We start from the raw sequence: 16,383 nt of genomic DNA on the forward strand, positions 1-16,383 counted from the left end.
GCACAAAAGATTTGTAATGGCTAACATTCAGTCGAAGCGACTTGGGTGGCTACATGACATTTTGTGATACATATGCATAACTAAATATTATGTTATGTAACTAAATGATACAAAAATCTTTATTTGTGTAGAATAATGTTGATTTTTGAAAATGTCAAGTAGGAAAAATTAATTTTTCACATTTTTGTCATGATTTTATGTAAAGACATCGTTTAAGCCAAGCTCATAATAGTCACTTCCATATTTGGGATAACCAATGGCCTATTTTTCAATATTTTATACTTACTATATATCCTTAAACCCAAAAAATCGGTCATGTTTTGCCCATAATTTGTCAGTTTTTGCCAAAATAGCGTGGTTTTTGTTTACATTTTTATAATTATTTTTTACAATAGTTCTTTTAAATTCATGATGATAACGAACATGACTGATACTCATTCTCCCTTAGACGTGGTGCTTGCCCTATCGCATTTGGATAAACCCCTAGCAGACATTAGCAGTGATGATTTTGATGATTATGCCAAACAGGTCATCGAAGCGATTGGCACAGCTTGCGATACCGCCCAATTACAAGAATTAAAAGGGGCATTGCAAGGCAAAAAATCCCCCATTACCGCCCTCTCCAAACAAATGGGCGGACTTGACAGCGAGGGCAAAAAAACTTACGGGGCGTACTTGCACGAGCTTCGCACCCGTATCGCCACTGCCCTTGATGAACGTGGGGCGGTATTGGCAAAAGAAGCCTTGAACGCCAAGCTCATGGCAGAGCAAATCGACATCACGCTCCCGCCACGCCACCGCCCCACAGGTGGACTGCACCCGATTACGCACACCACACAACGTATGAAGCAGTTTTTTGTGCAGGCGGGATTTAGTGTGGCGACAGGTCCTGAGGTTGAGAGCGATTATTATAACTTTGAGGCGTTAAATATCCCCGACCACCACCCTGCCCGTGCCATGCACGATACCTTCTACTTTGACGCTCATTATCTACTGCGTACGCATACCTCTGGCGTGCAAATCCGTACGATGGAGACGAGCGAACCGCCCCTGCGTATCATCTGCCCTGGGCGTGTGTATCGCTGTGATAGCGACCAGACGCACTCGCCCATGTTTCATCAAATGGAAGGTTTGATGATTTCTAAATCATCGAGCTTTGCCGAGCTCAAAGGCGTGATTCATGAGTTTTTAAATGCTTTTTTTGGCAAAGAAATGACCGTGCGTTTTCGCCCGAGCTTTTTCCCCTTTACCGAGCCGTCTGCGGAGGTGGATATTTTATCCGACTCTGGCAAATGGTTAGAAGTCTTGGGCTGTGGCATGGTACACCCCCAAGTACTGCATAACTGTGGCATTGACCCTGACGAATACACAGGCTTTGCCTTTGGGCTGGGTATTGAGCGTTTTGCCATGCTGTATTATGACATTGATGATTTGCGAGTATTTTTCCAAAATGATGTAAGATTTTTAGGGCAGTTTGCCTAAGGAAGCCATATGCTAAATGCTTATCAAGCGGTCATCACAAACGGTCAATTGACTTGGCTTGACCCCATTCCCAATCTTGAAAATCAGACAGTAACGGTCATTGTGTTACCCAATCAGCCTGCTGAAAAACCTGCGGATAAACCCAGAAAAATCGGCATGTCCGCAGGTAAAGCCAAATTTCCCGATGATATTAATAAATATAATGATGAAGTGGCAAGATTGTTTGGCGTGGAATTGTAAAACATGGCGTATTTATTAGATACCCACATTGTACTTTGGTTAAATTATGAACCCCATAAAATCACTTATGAACTTGAACAAATTTTATTAAATAAAAATCATAAAATTTATTTTAGTTCAGTAAATATTTGGGAAGTGGCAATCAAATCAAAACTGGACAAACTTGATATTGTTAGGGCAAATCCAAAAGGACTGTATGATGATTTGTTGGACGGTGGTTATGACGAATTGGCTGTCTGATCAAAATATTGCATACAATTAGAAAATTTGCCTTTTGTGCATAGAGACCCTTTTGATAGATTGTTAATCAGTCAAGCCATGAGTGAAAATTTAACTTTAATTACTTATGATAACTGTATTTTAAAATACGATTGTGTTAAAACTTTAAAGATTTAATACATAAAAAAACCAAATAAGAGACATTTATGAAAATCAGCGAAAACTGGCTCAGACAATGGGTCAATCCTGCCAATACTTCTGCCGAGCTTGGCGAACAACTGACCATGCTTGGCTTGGAATTGGACGACATCACCCCCATCGCCCCCATGTTTAGTGGCGTGGTTGTGGGTCAGGTCATCACTTGCAACAAGCACCCCGATGCCGACAAACTCTCCGTCACCACCATCAATGTTGGTACAGATGAGCATTTGCAAATCGTCTGCGAGGCAACCAATGTGCGTGCAGGACTAAAAGTGGCGGTGGCAACGATTGGGGCGGTACTGCCACCGATTGACGGCAAAGAGTTTAAAATTAAAAAAGGCAAACTGCGTGGCGTAGAATCCCAAGGCATGCTCTGCGGTGCATCCGAATTGGGTCTTATTGATGAGATTGACGGGCTTTTGGAGCTGGACGATGACGCTCCGATTGGCGTTGATGTGCGTGAGTATTTGGGGCTGGACGGTCAGATTTTTGATGTGGCTATTACCCCCAATCGTGGCGACTGCCTAAGCGTGCTGGGTCTATCTCGTGAGATTGGCGTGGTTAATGGCTTAGCCCTAAACCGCCCCAAGATTATTACGACCCCCCCCACGCTGGATAAATCTGTATCGGTCAAAGTCGAAAACACCACCGCTTGTCCACGCTATCTGGCTCAGTACATCGGCGACATTGACCGCAGTGTCAAAACCCCCAAATGGCTAAAAGACAGCCTTGTGGCGAGCGGACTTCGCACCCATAATTTTTTGGTCGATGTTACGAACTTTATCCTATTAGAACTTGGTCAGCCCCTACACGCATTTGACGCTGATAAAATCGTGGGAGCGATTAAGGTGCGCCTTGCCAATCAAGGCGAAACGGTAGAGCTGTTAAACGAGCAAACCATTACCCTAAGTGGCGATGAGTTAGTGATTGTCGATGATGTGGGCGTGCTTGCTTTGGCAGGAATTATGGGTGGCTCTCGCTCGGCGGTGTCGGACAGCACGACCAACATCGTGCTAGAATCGGCTCATTTTAACCAACTCAACATCGCAGGGCGTGCCAGACGTTTTGGCTTGCACACCGATGCCAGTGCCAGATTTGAGCGTGGGGTGGATTTTGACTTACCCAAACTCGCCCTTGACCGTGCCACGACTTTGATAGCGAGCATTGCTGGCGGTCAAGTCGGACAAATCACCACCGCCGAGAGCGTCTCTGATTTGCCAGCACGCACCACCATCAGCGTGCCATTTGCCAAAGTCGAAAAACTACTTGGCATCAGCCTGCCCAGCGATGAGATTGTGGGACTATTAAACCGCTTAGAAATCAACACCACCTTTGACGGTACGGCATTTGTCTGCCAGCCCCCGAGCCACCGCTTTGACCTAACCATCAGCGAGGACATCATTGAGGAGGTTGCTCGGGTGCATGGCTATGCCAACATCGCCCCACGCCTGCCACAGTTTGCAGTGGACATGAGCTATGATGACACGGCAGATTTGACCCACACACTCAAACTAATCCTTGCCAAACAGGGCTATTTTGAGGCGGTGAGTTTTAGCTTTTGTGATGACAAATTAGAAAAACTGCTCCACGATGACAAATTGGGCGAGATACTGCCCCTTGCCAACCCTATCTCCTCCGAGCTTGCGGTCATGAGACGTACGCTACTATCTAGCCTACTGCCTATCGTAAGCCACAACCTAAACCGCCAGCAAACGGACGTGCGACTGTTTGAGGTGGGTTTGTCGTTCGTGGGTAAAGATGTCGCAAGCCTCGCCCAAATCGGCAGCCTTGCCATCATCGCCACAGGACGAGCGACCGACAGCATTCATGGCGTGCGTGGCATGGACTTTTATGATTTAAAAGCCGACATCGAAACCCTGCTCCCTGCCCATGTCTTGCCAAGCTATGAGCGAGCGGATTTGGCGTTTTTGCATTCGGGACAAAGTGCGTATGTGTCGGTAGGTGGCAAGCGGATTGGCTATTTTGGGCAATTGCACCCCAGTATCGCAAGCGAGCTTGATTTGCCGACTGTGTGGGTGGCTCAGTTTGAGCTTGATAAACTGCTTGCCCTGCATCGCAAGCCCCTTGCTGTGAGCCTACCGAGCAAATTCCCAAGCGTTCGCCGTGATTTGGCTTTTTTCTTGGATAAGGATTTGGCATGGCAAGACGTGGCAGATGTCGTGCGTGATGTGGCAGGCGAGTATTTGACAGACGTTGCCTTGTTTGACGTCTATCAAGGCGACAGACTGCCTGCAGGCAAAAAATCACTGGCATTTGCCATGACCTTGCAAGATACTGCTCGTACCCTATCTGATGATGAGATTAAGGCGTTGATGGATAGGGTGATTGTGGCATTGACCGACAAATACCAAGCACAACTGCGTGATGGCTGATGTTTGTCAAGGGCGAATGTGGTTCGCCCTTAACCCCAACAATGCCAATTTTAATTTAATTTTAAAAGGATGACACATGGCAACCTTAACCAAAGCAGACATGGTAGACCATTTGACCATTCGCCTGCGTATGACTCGCCAAGACGCTCGCAAATTGGTGGATACCTTTTTTAGTGAGATTAGCCAAAGTTTGGCGGACGGTAGAGAAGTCAAGCTCTCAGGCTTTGGCAACTTTGAATTAAAAGACAAAAAATCCCGCCCTGGTCGCAACCCCAAAACAGGGGAGGTTATCCCTGTCAAGGCTCGCCGTGTTGTTACCTTTAAGGCAGGGCAAAAGTTTCGCCGTCAGATTGAAGTCAAATAAAACCAAAACAAAAAACCCATTTTTATAAATGGGTTTTATCTTATATTCCTATTAATATCTGCCTCATTTTTTGCATAATTTTTCCAGTTGGGTCAATTCCATTCTTATCATGCCCAGCGTGTCCATGATATTAACTTTGCCGTCTGCATGAATATTATCCTTATTTTTATGACAGCTGACTTCTAAGGGCATTTGGCGATAAGTTGTTTGCCATTTTCCACCCCGAAACTCAAAATCTACCATTTGAGTTTTTGCCACGAGTGGCGATAAAAACAGCGTGGCAAAAAATAAAAACAAAGTCATCATCGGCACAAATAATATGAGCGAAATCATGCCTTTTAATGCTTTATTTTCGCCATAAAGATAATAAGCCCCCACCAAAAATACCGCAATAGCCACCCCAAAAAACACTTTATCCATATATCCAAATTCTAGGGTAATAAATTTATCAAAATACACCAATCCCAACATGATGACAAATAAGAAAAAAGACGAATACGCCAAATGCCCTGCCCGCTTACCCAAATCTACGCCCATTGGGACATGCTCTTTGATATAATCTTGATTGTCAATATGACAAACAGGAAAATTCAATGAATGAAATAGCCTTACCAATTCATCAACATCATCAATTTGCCACACACCATCTTCGATAATCAGTCGCTTTTTGATGTCGCCAAATTTGTCTTTTTGAAGACCATGAATGATGAGGGTTTTATTATATTTACTCAAATGGGGATTGAGTTTGGCAAGTGTCTTACCCATCATGGCTTGTGGTAGATTTTCAGTGATTTCTATTTTGTCAATTTCGTGCCAAGCAATAGGGGCATAATTAGGCAATTTATTTAAAAAATCCTTATTGGTACGAATGCCCTCTGCGTCTATGATTAAAGAAGTGTCGGCAAATTTGGGCTTAAAATACGCCCGTGCCAACAAATAAACGCTCACACCCGCCACGACAAAAATACCCGCATGCCCCCACCACAACAGATTATCTTTAAACCAAGTCAGCACAAGAGCCAAACACGCCATCGAAATATTGACAATACTATTAATGGTAACAGATAGCTGATTTTTTATTTGCTTAGGACGCATGGGGTAGAGGCGAGCATTCATGATTTATCCTTGTTATTTTTGTGTTTTATTTTAGCACAACACCAAAAAAACAAAAACCCATTTTATCAATGGGTTTTTATGGTTAATTCAGCAAAAAATCACAACTCGCCAAATTTGCGTTTGGCTTTCTTCTCTTGGCGTTTGGCAAAGAACATCTCTTCGACCGCTCGTTTTTTGTAGGACTTTTTCATACCGTCTCTGCCGCCAAATTTTGCCGTCTCTTTGCCGCCCTTTCTTTTGTCATCACGCCATGCACGCTCGCCTTTGTAGGTGTTATCACGCTGTCCAAATTCACGGCTGTTTTCACGGGCACAACCAAAAGATTTGGGCTTATCTTGGCGATAATCCCTGTCTTGGCGAGTGCATCTGTCGTCTCTATCGCCAAAACGCTCTTGGTACGGCTTGGCAAAACGCTCATCACGTCCACTCTCGCCACGCTCATATCGCTCTGTGCGGTATTGGCGTTCACGGTTTGGTCTGTCGCCTTGTCGGTCATAGCTTCTACCATAGCCGTTTTTATCATGGCTTTGCTTATCACGACCTGCTCTGCCGTCTGGTCTGTCGCCTTGTCGGTCATAAGCCTCATGTCTGTCATGACCGCCAAATGATGACCGCCCCGAACGAGTAACAAACTCCGCTCTCTCGCCACGCCCAAAACCACGACCGCCGCCACGTCTGCCACGCCCTTCACGTCTGCCGTCTTTGTCTTTGGCACTTGGGGCAACTCGTTTGGGTTCTAGTCCTACGACTACTTCTTCTTTCATTTCACGGTTTAGATAGCGGTTGATGTGCCCGAGCTGACGTCTGTCGTCCATGCTACATAGGTTCATGGCGACCCCTGTCCGCCCTGCTCGCCCACAACGACCAATGCGGTGCACATAGTCTTCGACTTGACGGGGCAAATCATAGTTCACCACATGACTAATGGCAGAGATGTCAATGCCACGAGCGGCGACATCGGTGGCAATCAAAAAGTTGCACTTGCCCGACTTGACATCACTGATGATGCGGTTACGCTTACCTTGTGGCAAATCACCGTGTAGATAGCGAGCCGATAATCCTGCTTCGGTGAGCGACTCGGCAAGCTGTTCGGTACTGCGTTTGGTGGCGGTAAAAATCACCGCTTGGTTAATCTCGGGGTTGCCCAAAAGTTCAATCAAAATCTTATTTTTGTGGTGAAAATCATCACAAAAATACACGCTCTCATCGATATGAGCCGACTCAACTTTGATGGAGACACGCTCAGGGTTCACAGTAAAGCTCTCGGCAATCTTGCCAACCGCTCCGTCCCATGTCGCTGACGACATCACGGTTTGACGCTTACTCGGGGCGGCTTCTAAGATGGTCTTAATGTCATCGGCAAAACCCATGTCCAGCATACGGTCAGCTTCGTCCAATATCAGCGTATCAAGCTCGGACAAATCCACACGTCCGTCATTCATGTGGTCAATCAAGCGACCGGGGGTGGCGATGACAATCTGCACACCCTTACGCAAGGCACGAATCTGTCCGCCATACGGAGCCCCGCCAACCAATGGCACACTAAAAATCCCACGCATTTCACTGCTGTATTTACGCACGTTGTCCTGCACCTGCATGGCAAGCTCTCGGGTGGGGGTCAGTATCAGGGCTTTAATGGCGGTCTTTTGGTGGCGGTTGTGTGATTTTTGGCTAAACTCGCTGGATTTTTCGGCAGGTTTTGGCTGGGCTAATTGGTGCAAAACCGGCAGGACAAACGCCGCCGTTTTGCCCGAGCCTGTTTGGGCGGATAGTAGCAAATCACGTCCATCTATGGCATGGGGGATTGCCCCTGCCTGAATGGGCGTGGGCGTGGTATAGCCTGATTTGGTCAGGGCTTTTAAAATGGGTTTGGCAAGGTTTAACTGCTCAAAAGTTAAGCTGTTTTGCTCTTTTTGCTCGGTGGGTTGCTCGCCTGTTTGCTCTTTTTGTGGGGCAAAATCTTGTTGGTGTTGGGTTGTCATAAATAACCTTGATGTCATGATGTTGATAATAATCGCTGGCTTGGCGAACGTGGTTGGGTTTTAAAAAAAATCATCTAAATGGCAAAGGATAGCCCTTGCCAGACCCAATCATGTTTTACAAAAACACCGAAGACAATTCATACTGCCAACAGTTTGCCATTGGTTTTACTTTTATCAATAAAAGCAACCTTGACAAAATCAGCAATCATGATGATAAGAAGTACACAGAAGTCATTTTAGACATGCCATTTTAATTGTATTAAAAAATAAACAATGGCAATTTGCATTTTTCTGATATATTTATCATTAAAATCAATGATGAAATATCCAAACGCCCAGAAGTATAAAACGAACTTAACTCGTTCTTAAACACATTTGATGGCAAGACTGTCCTAGCTTACGATGTGGCTTATTCTAGGGCGTACCCTAATATCAATAGAAAATAAGCAGGTTCAGCGATGATTTGGCAAATTATTTTACCAAAGAGAGCCATTATACCACAGTTTTTGGCAAAGTAGGCAGGAAATTTTGGTAAATTTTAGGGGTTTTTGGCTTTTAAAAATGCCCCGAAAATGCAATAATAGTGTTTTTATTATTGGTATTGTTTAGGGCGTGCCTACCGTTGGTATTTGCAATGAAAAATGTGAAAAATCGTACGTTTTTCAAGGAAAAGTCCGCAGTTGATATTAAAATATTAACAAGGATTTTGACATAGAAAAACAAGATTTAGCCATTTTTCATGCAAAAATTGATTTAAAATGTTATCAAGGGTAGGCACGCCCCAATGCAAAATGTTTTTAAAACATGGATGTCATGGGATAAACACAACGCTCAAATAAATGCGTTGATAGGGTAAATCACAATCCACCCCAACAAATCCACCCAAAGACATGATTGATAGCAATGCCTACATATTTTATCAAACAGTGATTGAAAGTTTAGATTAAAGGACATGACGTGGTACAGATTCGAGACAGCTTGCCCTTGCTGACAGGCAAAAACTCAGGCGACAGTGCAAGCCTAGCAGCAAGCCTTGTGGCAGACCAATTACACCCCGATTTTCAGGCACAGCTTCACAGTCAAAAACTCACTACTACCCACGACCACAGCCACGCCACCGACACGCCTGCCAAGATTAGCGAGAGCGACATTGACATTGACAAATGGCTATCCAATGTCGCCCAGCGTATCGGCAAAGGTGAGTTGCCCCTGCTCAAAAAAGCCTGCCAATTTGTACAAGTACAATCATCCAAACCCCACCACTCTCGCTCAGGAGCGTATGTGACAGGCATTGGCATGGCGGACATTTTAGCGTATCTGTTCCAAGATGAAAACGCTCTGGTCGCTGCCATGCTCTATCGCTCGGTACGGCGTGAGCTAATTAGCATGGACTCCATCGCTTATGAGTTCGGGGCAGACATCGCCCATCTCATCGAAGACACGCTTGCCATGGGACGACTGTCTGAGGCGATAGAGGGCAACAAACGGCTTGAAGATTATTTTGAAAATAACAACCGTGAACAGCTATCGACCATATACAGCATGCTCATTAGCACCACCAATGACGTGCGGGCGGTACTCATCAAACTTGCCGAGCGTACCTTTGCCATGCGTGAGTTGTCCTTTGCCACGCCCGACCGCCAAAAACGGGTGGCTCGTGAGGTCATGACCATCTATGCTCCATTAGCTCACCGCTTATCCATTGCTCAGCTGAAATGGGAGCTAGAAGACCTAGCTTTTCGCTATCTTGCCCCTGATGAGTACAAACGCATTGCCAGTCTGCTCGCCCAAAAACGTAGCGAGCGTGAACGTTACATCGAAGAAGTCAAGCAAACACTCACCGATGAGCTAAATCGGGTCGGTATCAAATGCGAAGTCTCAGGGCGTGTCAAGCACATCTACTCCATCTATCGCAAGATGATAAAGAAAAACCTATCCTTTGACCAGCTCTATGACATCAGAGCCTTACGGGTACTGGTAAACACCAACGCCGAGTGCTATCACACCCTAGGCGTGGTGCATGGAATGTGGCGACACGTCCCCGAGCAATTTGATGACTACATCACCAACCCCAAACCCAACGGCTACAAGTCGCTACACACGGTCGTCATCGCCCAAAATCGCACCCTAGAAGTGCAGATTCGCACCTTTGACATGCACTTTGAGGCGGAGCTTGGCAAAGCGTCGCACGTCAATTATAAAGAGGGCTTAAAAGGCAATAAAACAGACGACTATCTCACCGCCAAAATCAGCTCACTAAGACAGCTCTTAGGCGGAGACAAAAGCGAGAGCGACGAGATAGAGCTTGACAACCTTGATAACGTCCAACAAATCTACGTGTTTAGCCGAGACGGGGACATCACCGAACTGCCCAAAGGGGCGACCGTGCTTGACTTTGCCTACCATGTGCATACCGAAGTTGGCAATCGTGCCCAAGGGGCAAGGGTAAACGGGCGTTATGTGCCACTGACTCATCAGCCCAAAACAGGCGACCAAGTGGAGATTATCACCAAATCAAGTCGTGAGCCGAATCGTGACTGGCTGGTATCCTCGCTGGGTTACATCCACACCGCTCGTGCCAAAGCCAAACTACGCCAATGGTTTAACAAACAAGACCGTGACAAAAACATCGAAACGGGCAAAGCCCTGCTACTGCGTGAGTTAGAGCGACTGAGCGTGGCGGTGTCGGGGGTGGACTTTGGTGCGCTGTGCCGAGAGCTAGACTACAAGGGCGAAGATGAGCTGTATCTTGCCATCACCATGGGCGAGATTGGAGTTAGCCAAATCTCAGGCAAAATCATCAAGGATTTGAACCTAAGTACGCCCAATGTCAGCGAAACGCACATCGAATCCAAACCCCAAACTCGCCCCAACAAATACAAGATTGACGTGCATGGGCTTGACAATGTCGAGATGCACCTTGCCAAATGCTGTAACCCCGTGCATGGCGAACCCATCACAGGCTTTATTACGCTCATGAATGGAGTCAGTATCCACAGTAGCGACTGCGTGGAGCTGTCACGGCTCGCCCAAAAAGAGCCAGAGCGGGTCGTCTGTGCCGAGTGGCAAGCGGAGTTTGGGCGGTATCAGCCTGTCTGTGTGGTCGTGGACGCTCACGCCACAAGCGGACTGTTGCGGGATTTGTTTAATGTCATCGACCGTGAGAAAGTCAATATCCAACGTGCCGAGACAGTCTTTGATGATGGCATGGACGCCCAGATGAAATTCTTTGTGGAAGTGGCAGGCATTGAGCATTTATCTCGCCTGCTTGCCAAAATCGAGCAACAGCCAAGCGTGGTCAAAGCAAGGCGAAGTGTGGGTTAGGATTTAAAAACGCCAAAACAAAAAACGGTTCAGAGTGAACCGCTTTTTATGGTTGTCAGGCTGTCTATTTGGCGTGCTTGATACACTCTGTGGCATACGGCACCGCGTCGAGTCGCCCTTCTTCTATCTCTTCACCGCACTCACTGCATTCGCCATACAAGTCGTTTTCAATGCAAGATAAAGCGACATTGGCTTTGGCAAGGTTTTCTTGGGCTTCGATGAGCAGATTTTTACGCATGTCGTTTTCTTGGGCGGCGACAGCTTGATCGTCCCAATGTTGTCCTAGCTCATCTTGGGGGTGTTCTAGGTGATTGGTGATTTTATCAATGCGGTATTCATACTCTGCTTTTAGGGCGAGCAAATCGGCTTTGTGTTTATTGATGTCCGTGATAACTCCTAATGGCTAATAAAATAAAGGATTTAAGTATAGATTAGCACAAATTTAGGGTGTTGGGTAGCGGTATTTTTAGCCCCCTGACAAATAGCCATTTTTTATTAAGTTTGCTACAATACCCCAAATTTTTTATTGACACCACACCATGAAAACCGATTTTGACACCCGCTCCATTGCCGAATTTACCGAATCTGCCTACCTAAACTACGCCATGTACGTCATCATGGACAGAGCCTTACCGCACATCGCTGACGGCTTAAAGCCCGTCCAACGCCGTATCATCTACGCCATGAATGAGCTAGGGCTTCGCCACACCGCCAAGCCCAAAAAGTCCGCCCGCACCGTGGGCGACGTGCTGGGCAAATACCACCCGCATGGCGATACAGCGTGCTATGAAGCCATGGTACTTATGGCACAGCCGTTTAGTTATCGCTATCCGCTTGTTATGGGGCAAGGCAACTGGGGCAGTCCTGACGACCCCAAATCCTTTGCCGCCATGCGATATACCGAAGCCAAGATGAGCAATTACGCCAGCACCCTATTGTCCGAACTTGGTGAAGGTACGGTGGATTTTATCCCCAACTTTGACGGCACGATGAGCGAGCCTGCCACGCTCCCTGCCCGCTTGCCAAACATCTTGCTAAACGGCACCACAGGCATTGCCGTGGGCATGGCGACCGACATTCCACCCCACAACCTCACCGAGACCGTCAAGGCGTGTATCAAACTCCTAAAAAACCCTAACATCAGCACAGCCGAGCTATGCAAAACGGTGCTTGCTCCTGATTTGCCGACATCTGCCGAGATTATCACGCCAAAAGATGAGCTTGTCAAAATGTACGAGACAGGGCGTGGCAATTACAAAATGCGAGCGACTTATCATATTGATAAACAAGACAAAAACACCGTCATCATAGACGCTTTGCCCTATCAAGTTTCAGGCTCAAAAATCATTGAGCAGATTGCCAAACTCATGACCGATAAAAAACTACCGTGGGTCAATGACATCACAGACGAATCCGACCACGAGAACGCTTGCCGTATTGTCATTGAATTTAAGCGGGGTAAGGTTGAGATTGACAAAATCATGGCTCATCTGTTTGCCACGACCGACCTAGAAACGTCCTATCGGGTCAATATGAACATGATTGGGCTAAATGGCAAACCCAAAGTCAAGAATTTAAAACAAATCCTATCCGAATGGCTCTCATCACGCCGTAGTGTGGTGCTAAGACGTTTGCAGAACCGTCTTGATAAGATTGACAAACGCTTGCACATCTTGGCAGGTTTGCTCATTGCTTATTTGCACATTGATGAAGTCATTGCCATCATTCGCACCGAAGACGACCCCAAGGCGGTCTTGATGAGCCGTTATGGGCTGTCCGACACCCAAGCGGACGCCATTCTTGACATCAAACTTCGCCAATTAGCCAAACTAGAAGAGATTGAGCTAAATGCCGAGCGAGACGAGCTACAAAAAGAGCGAGCCATCATCGCCGAGCAAATAAATAACCCCAACAGCCTAACAAACCTTTTGATAGACGAGCTAACCTTTGACATGAAAACGCATGGCGATAAACGCAAATCGCCTGTCGTGGAGCGTGAAGAATCTGTCGCCGTCAAAGCATCCGAGCTGACCCCGAGCGAGAGCGTAACCGTCATCATCTCAAAAGCAGGCTGGATTCGCATGGCAAAAGGACATGAGATTGACCCTGTCACCCTAAACTTTCGCACAGGCGATGAGTACGCCACGCACGCCCTTGGCAAGACGGGCGAGCGACTTATCGTCCTTGATAACATGGGGCGTAGCTATGGACTAGACACGGCAAGTCTGCCGTCCGCTCGTGGGCAGGGCGAGCCGATTAGCAGTATGCTCAACTTGGCAAATGGCGTAAAAATTGAGCAAGCCCTATTTGGCAGTTACCCCATTATCCTAGCCAGCAGTCAAGGCTATGGCTTTATCACCGACACCAAAGGGCTAGACACCGCCCAAAAAGCAGGTAAAGCGGTGGTCAATCTGGGGGATGCGACCCTGTTGCCATTTGCCCCTGTGGGCAACGCCACGCACATTGCGGTGGTAAGTAGTGGCGGAAATCTGCTCATCTTTAACCGTGATGAATTGCCCGTACTGGCAAAGGGTAAAGGCAACAAACTCATGAGCCTAAAAGACAACGAAACGCTGGTGGCGGTGTGTGCCTTAGCCGATACGGACAATCTTATCATTCGCACTGCCAAGCGTACGCTCACCCTAAAACCTGCCGACTGGGCAAGCTATCGGGGCAAACGTGCAGGGCGTGGCGGAGCATTGCCAAAAGGGTTTTTGAGCGTGGTGGGGATAGGCGTGGAGCGTGTGGAAAAAACGGAAAAGGTGGAGAATTAGGTGTTTTGTAGGGCAAAAAACAGCTAATTGAAATCTACTCTATAATGTGTAATTATGAATAGATTGATTGGTATTAACGAAGCTTCAAAACGACTTGGCGTATCTATTTCCACTTTGCGGAGGTGGGACGAAACTGGCGTGCTTGTCGCAGAACGCACCCCCAAAGGTCATCGCAGGTACGATATTAATAAGCTACACCCTAATTTTTACCATAATCTACCAATGCCAAACCGCAAAACGGTTCGCTACGCACGAGTATCCAGCCACGACCAAAAAGATGATTTAGACCGTCAGATAGGTGTGCTTGAACTATACTGTGCCAGTCAAGGCTGAACATTTGAAATCGTGAATGATTTAGGCTCTGGTATGAACTACCACAAAAAAGCTTAAAACAACTGCTTGACGGCATCTTAAATGATGAAATTGGGCGTTTGGTTTTAACCCACAAAGACCGCCTATTACGCTTTGGTTCGGAACTTATCTTCGCTCTATGCGAAAGAAAGAATGTGGAAGTTGTCATTATCAATCAAGGCGAAAACCTATCCTTTGAAGAAGAGTTGGCTCAAGATGTGTTAGAAATCATCACCGTATTTTCCGCTCGTCTGTATGATTCACGCAGTAAGAAAAATAAAAAAGTGTTAGAAGCTGTTAAGGCGGTGTTAGAATGACCGCCATTCGTGGACACATCATTGAACTAAAACCCAATCACAAACAAGCGACATATTTTAAAAAAGCTTGCGGTGTTGCCAGATTTGCTTATAATTGGGGATTGGCGGCGTGGAAAAAGCAATACGAACAAGATAAACAATATCGTGATGACTGTTTAGCAAAGAACCTACCTATTGACGAAAGCAAACTCAACAAACCCACACAAGGCAAATTAAGAAAACAGCTTAATGCCATCAAACGCACCCAATTCCCCTTTATGCTAGAAGTTACCAAATGCTCTCCCCAACTTGCCATTATGCAACTAGGAGACGCATTCAAACGCTTTTTTAAGGGTGAAAGTGGTTATCCACAGTTTAGAAAGAAAGGCATAAATGACCGTTTTAGTCTTTCCAACGACCAATTTAAATTAAAACTTAAAAAAGACAAACCTTTCATTCAAATTCCCAATTTGGGACTTGTTAAAATGCGTGAAAACTTACGCTTTGATGGCAAAATCCTATCCGCCAAAGTCTTTACCAAAGGTGGTAAATGGTTTGTATCCATTGCGGTGGAATTACAAGATTTACCCAATCATCTTTTACCCAAAGAAAAAACAAATAAATCTGTTGGCATTGATTTAGGCATTACAGACCTTGCCACACTTTCAACAGGAGAAAAGATACAAGCACCAAAACCTTTAAAGAATAAACTTAAAAAACTTCAAAGATTATCAAAACAACTTAGCCGTAAACAAAAAGGCTCTAACAATCGTGAAAAGGCGAAAACCAAGCTCTCACGGTTGCATTATCAAATCAGCTGTATCAGAAAAGACTTTTTACACAAACTTAGTACCAACTTGGTTAAAAAGTTTGATGTGATTTGTCTTGAAAACCTAAATATCAAAGGTATGGTAAAAAATCGCAAACTAAGCCGTGCTATCAATGATTTAGGGTTTTACGAACTTAAAAGGCAACTCATCTACAAAGCAAATCAATGGGGCAAGACACTCAAAGAATTGGACAGATTTTATCCATCAAGCAAAACCTGCTCTTGTTGTGGTGTTAAGTTAGATGAATTACCTTTATCTGTTAGAAACTGGACTTGCCCCAACTGCAACAAAAACCACGATAGGGACATCAACGCCAGTATCAACATTTTAAACAAAGCGGATAAGGTTTTAATCTTATCTTAACAAAAACCTTGGCGGGTGAGTTCTATCCCCAATTTTAAAATGCCTATGGAGCTTATGTAAGACCTACGCCAAATGGCAAGGGCAACAAGCGATGAAGTAGGAAGAAAACGCTAAATTTGCCTTTGGGTAGATTTGGGTAGGTTTTTTGGAACGGAATGTATCACGCACTTTTAAATCTTGAATACACAATCCAACCATCAAAAATCTTATGATGAAAAATAATTATTGATATAAATCAATAATATACAGAATTTTTAAGATTTTGAAAACTTGATTTCCTACGGCGGTACGAACCGCATCAGATTCAACGGATTTTGTGGATAATCACAATCTTGGTAGCTTTGGGTTGCACTCCGTCAAGTTGGTAACCTTATAACAAAGATTGGGCGGTTTTAAAATGAGTTAATGGGCTAATTGCAATCCATGTAAAATACACCCACCAAACCCC

General features: G+C 45.6%; 12 protein-coding genes, 1 pseudogene and 1 riboswitch. Of the genes and pseudogenes, 10 read left to right on the plus strand and 3 right to left on the minus strand.

The window, feature by feature from the left end; all coding sequences use genetic code 11:
• Positions 1–423 precede the first annotated feature (423 nt).
• From pheS to B0182_RS03800, 5 genes are all read left to right on the plus strand, one after another.
• On the plus strand, positions 424–1,482 hold the full coding sequence (gene pheS / locus B0182_RS03780; protein ID WP_078273663.1) for a phenylalanine--tRNA ligase subunit alpha: 1,059 nt from the start codon (positions 424–426) through the stop codon (positions 1,480–1,482).
• Between the two features lie 9 nt (positions 1,483–1,491).
• A complete protein-coding gene (locus B0182_RS03785; protein WP_078273664.1) occupies positions 1,492–1,722 on the plus strand; it encodes a hypothetical protein in 231 nt (76 codons plus the stop codon).
• 3 nt (positions 1,723–1,725) lie between these two features.
• Positions 1,726–1,962 (plus strand): type II toxin-antitoxin system VapC family toxin, encoded by a 237-nt coding sequence (locus B0182_RS03790; protein ID WP_078273665.1) that lies wholly within the window; start codon positions 1,726–1,728, stop codon positions 1,960–1,962.
• 185 nt (positions 1,963–2,147) lie between these two features.
• The gene (gene pheT / locus B0182_RS03795; RefSeq protein ID WP_078273666.1) at positions 2,148–4,535 is read left to right on the plus strand and encodes a phenylalanine--tRNA ligase subunit beta; all 2,388 of its coding nucleotides are present in this window, start codon (positions 2,148–2,150) and stop codon (positions 4,533–4,535) included.
• A 76-nt stretch (positions 4,536–4,611) separates the two neighbouring features.
• Entirely contained in the window at positions 4,612–4,899 is a 288-nt protein-coding gene (locus tag B0182_RS03800) for an integration host factor subunit alpha (protein WP_078273667.1), read from the plus strand.
• Positions 4,900–4,962: 63 nt separating this feature from the next.
• Here the strand turns inward: B0182_RS03800 and B0182_RS03805 are convergent, their stop codons facing one another.
• Both B0182_RS03805 and B0182_RS03810 read right to left on the minus strand, forming a co-directional pair.
• Positions 4,963–6,015 carry a hypothetical protein gene (locus tag B0182_RS03805; RefSeq protein WP_078273668.1) on the minus strand — a complete coding sequence of 351 codons (1,053 nt, stop codon included), beginning with the start codon at positions 6,013–6,015 and terminating at the stop codon, positions 4,963–4,965.
• Positions 6,016–6,113: 98 nt separating this feature from the next.
• Positions 6,114–7,997: a DEAD/DEAH box helicase gene (locus B0182_RS03810; RefSeq protein ID WP_244893642.1), complete on the minus strand. Its 1,884-nt coding sequence runs from the start codon at positions 7,995–7,997 to the stop codon at positions 6,114–6,116.
• 95 nt (positions 7,998–8,092) lie between these two features.
• Between B0182_RS03810 and B0182_RS14205 the strand changes: the two genes are divergently transcribed.
• Positions 8,093–8,251, plus strand: a complete 159-nt coding sequence (locus tag B0182_RS14205; RefSeq protein ID WP_156892333.1) for a hypothetical protein — start codon at positions 8,093–8,095, stop codon at positions 8,249–8,251.
• A 703-nt stretch (positions 8,252–8,954) separates the two neighbouring features.
• Positions 8,955–11,321: a RelA/SpoT family protein gene (locus tag B0182_RS03815; RefSeq protein WP_078273670.1), complete on the plus strand. Its 2,367-nt coding sequence runs from the start codon at positions 8,955–8,957 to the stop codon at positions 11,319–11,321.
• Positions 11,322–11,385: 64 nt separating this feature from the next.
• Here the strand turns inward: B0182_RS03815 and B0182_RS03820 are convergent, their stop codons facing one another.
• Positions 11,386–11,712: a TraR/DksA family transcriptional regulator gene (locus B0182_RS03820; RefSeq protein ID WP_078273671.1), complete on the minus strand. Its 327-nt coding sequence runs from the start codon at positions 11,710–11,712 to the stop codon at positions 11,386–11,388.
• A 148-nt stretch (positions 11,713–11,860) separates the two neighbouring features.
• Between B0182_RS03820 and parC the strand changes: the two genes are divergently transcribed.
• The 3 genes and pseudogenes from parC to B0182_RS03835 all read left to right on the plus strand — a co-directional run bounded on the left by parC (position 11,861) and on the right by B0182_RS03835 (position 15,935).
• Positions 11,861–14,095 carry a DNA topoisomerase IV subunit A gene (parC, locus tag B0182_RS03825; RefSeq protein WP_078273672.1) on the plus strand — a complete coding sequence of 745 codons (2,235 nt, stop codon included), beginning with the start codon at positions 11,861–11,863 and terminating at the stop codon, positions 14,093–14,095.
• A 54-nt stretch (positions 14,096–14,149) separates the two neighbouring features.
• Positions 14,150–14,763 (plus strand): annotated as a pseudogene (locus B0182_RS03830) (IS607 family transposase).
• Positions 14,760–15,935: an RNA-guided endonuclease InsQ/TnpB family protein gene (locus tag B0182_RS03835; RefSeq protein WP_078273673.1), complete on the plus strand. Its 1,176-nt coding sequence runs from the start codon at positions 14,760–14,762 to the stop codon at positions 15,933–15,935. The pseudogene B0182_RS03830 and the gene B0182_RS03835 overlap by 4 nt, the downstream one beginning before the upstream one ends.
• Before the next feature lie 257 nt (positions 15,936–16,192).
• A riboswitch (TPP riboswitch) is annotated at positions 16,193–16,301 on the minus strand.
• Between the last annotated feature and the right edge of the window lie 82 nt (positions 16,302–16,383).

Origin of the sequence: Moraxella bovis (genome assembly GCF_002014975.1) — a bacterium.
Lineage (GTDB): Bacteria > Pseudomonadota > Gammaproteobacteria > Pseudomonadales > Moraxellaceae > Moraxella > Moraxella bovis.

What these genes read in the sequence shown, in the direction of transcription:
- B0182_RS03810 (WP_244893642.1), bottom strand. Translation starts at nt 7,997, where the DNA reads ATGACAACCCAACACCAACAAGATTTTGCCCCACAAAAAGAGCAAACA.
- B0182_RS03785 (WP_078273664.1), top strand. Translation starts at nt 1,492, where the DNA reads ATGCTAAATGCTTATCAAGCGGTCATCACAAACGGTCAATTGACTTGG.
- pheS (WP_078273663.1), top strand. Translation starts at nt 424, where the DNA reads ATGACTGATACTCATTCTCCCTTAGACGTGGTGCTTGCCCTATCGCAT.
- B0182_RS03790 (WP_078273665.1), top strand. Translation starts at nt 1,726, where the DNA reads ATGGCGTATTTATTAGATACCCACATTGTACTTTGGTTAAATTATGAA.
- parC (WP_078273672.1), top strand. Translation starts at nt 11,861, where the DNA reads ATGAAAACCGATTTTGACACCCGCTCCATTGCCGAATTTACCGAATCT.
- B0182_RS03835 (WP_078273673.1), top strand. Translation starts at nt 14,760, where the DNA reads ATGACCGCCATTCGTGGACACATCATTGAACTAAAACCCAATCACAAA.
- B0182_RS03800 (WP_078273667.1), top strand. Translation starts at nt 4,612, where the DNA reads ATGGCAACCTTAACCAAAGCAGACATGGTAGACCATTTGACCATTCGC.
- B0182_RS03805 (WP_078273668.1), bottom strand. Translation starts at nt 6,015, where the DNA reads ATGAATGCTCGCCTCTACCCCATGCGTCCTAAGCAAATAAAAAATCAG.
- pheT (WP_078273666.1), top strand. Translation starts at nt 2,148, where the DNA reads ATGAAAATCAGCGAAAACTGGCTCAGACAATGGGTCAATCCTGCCAAT.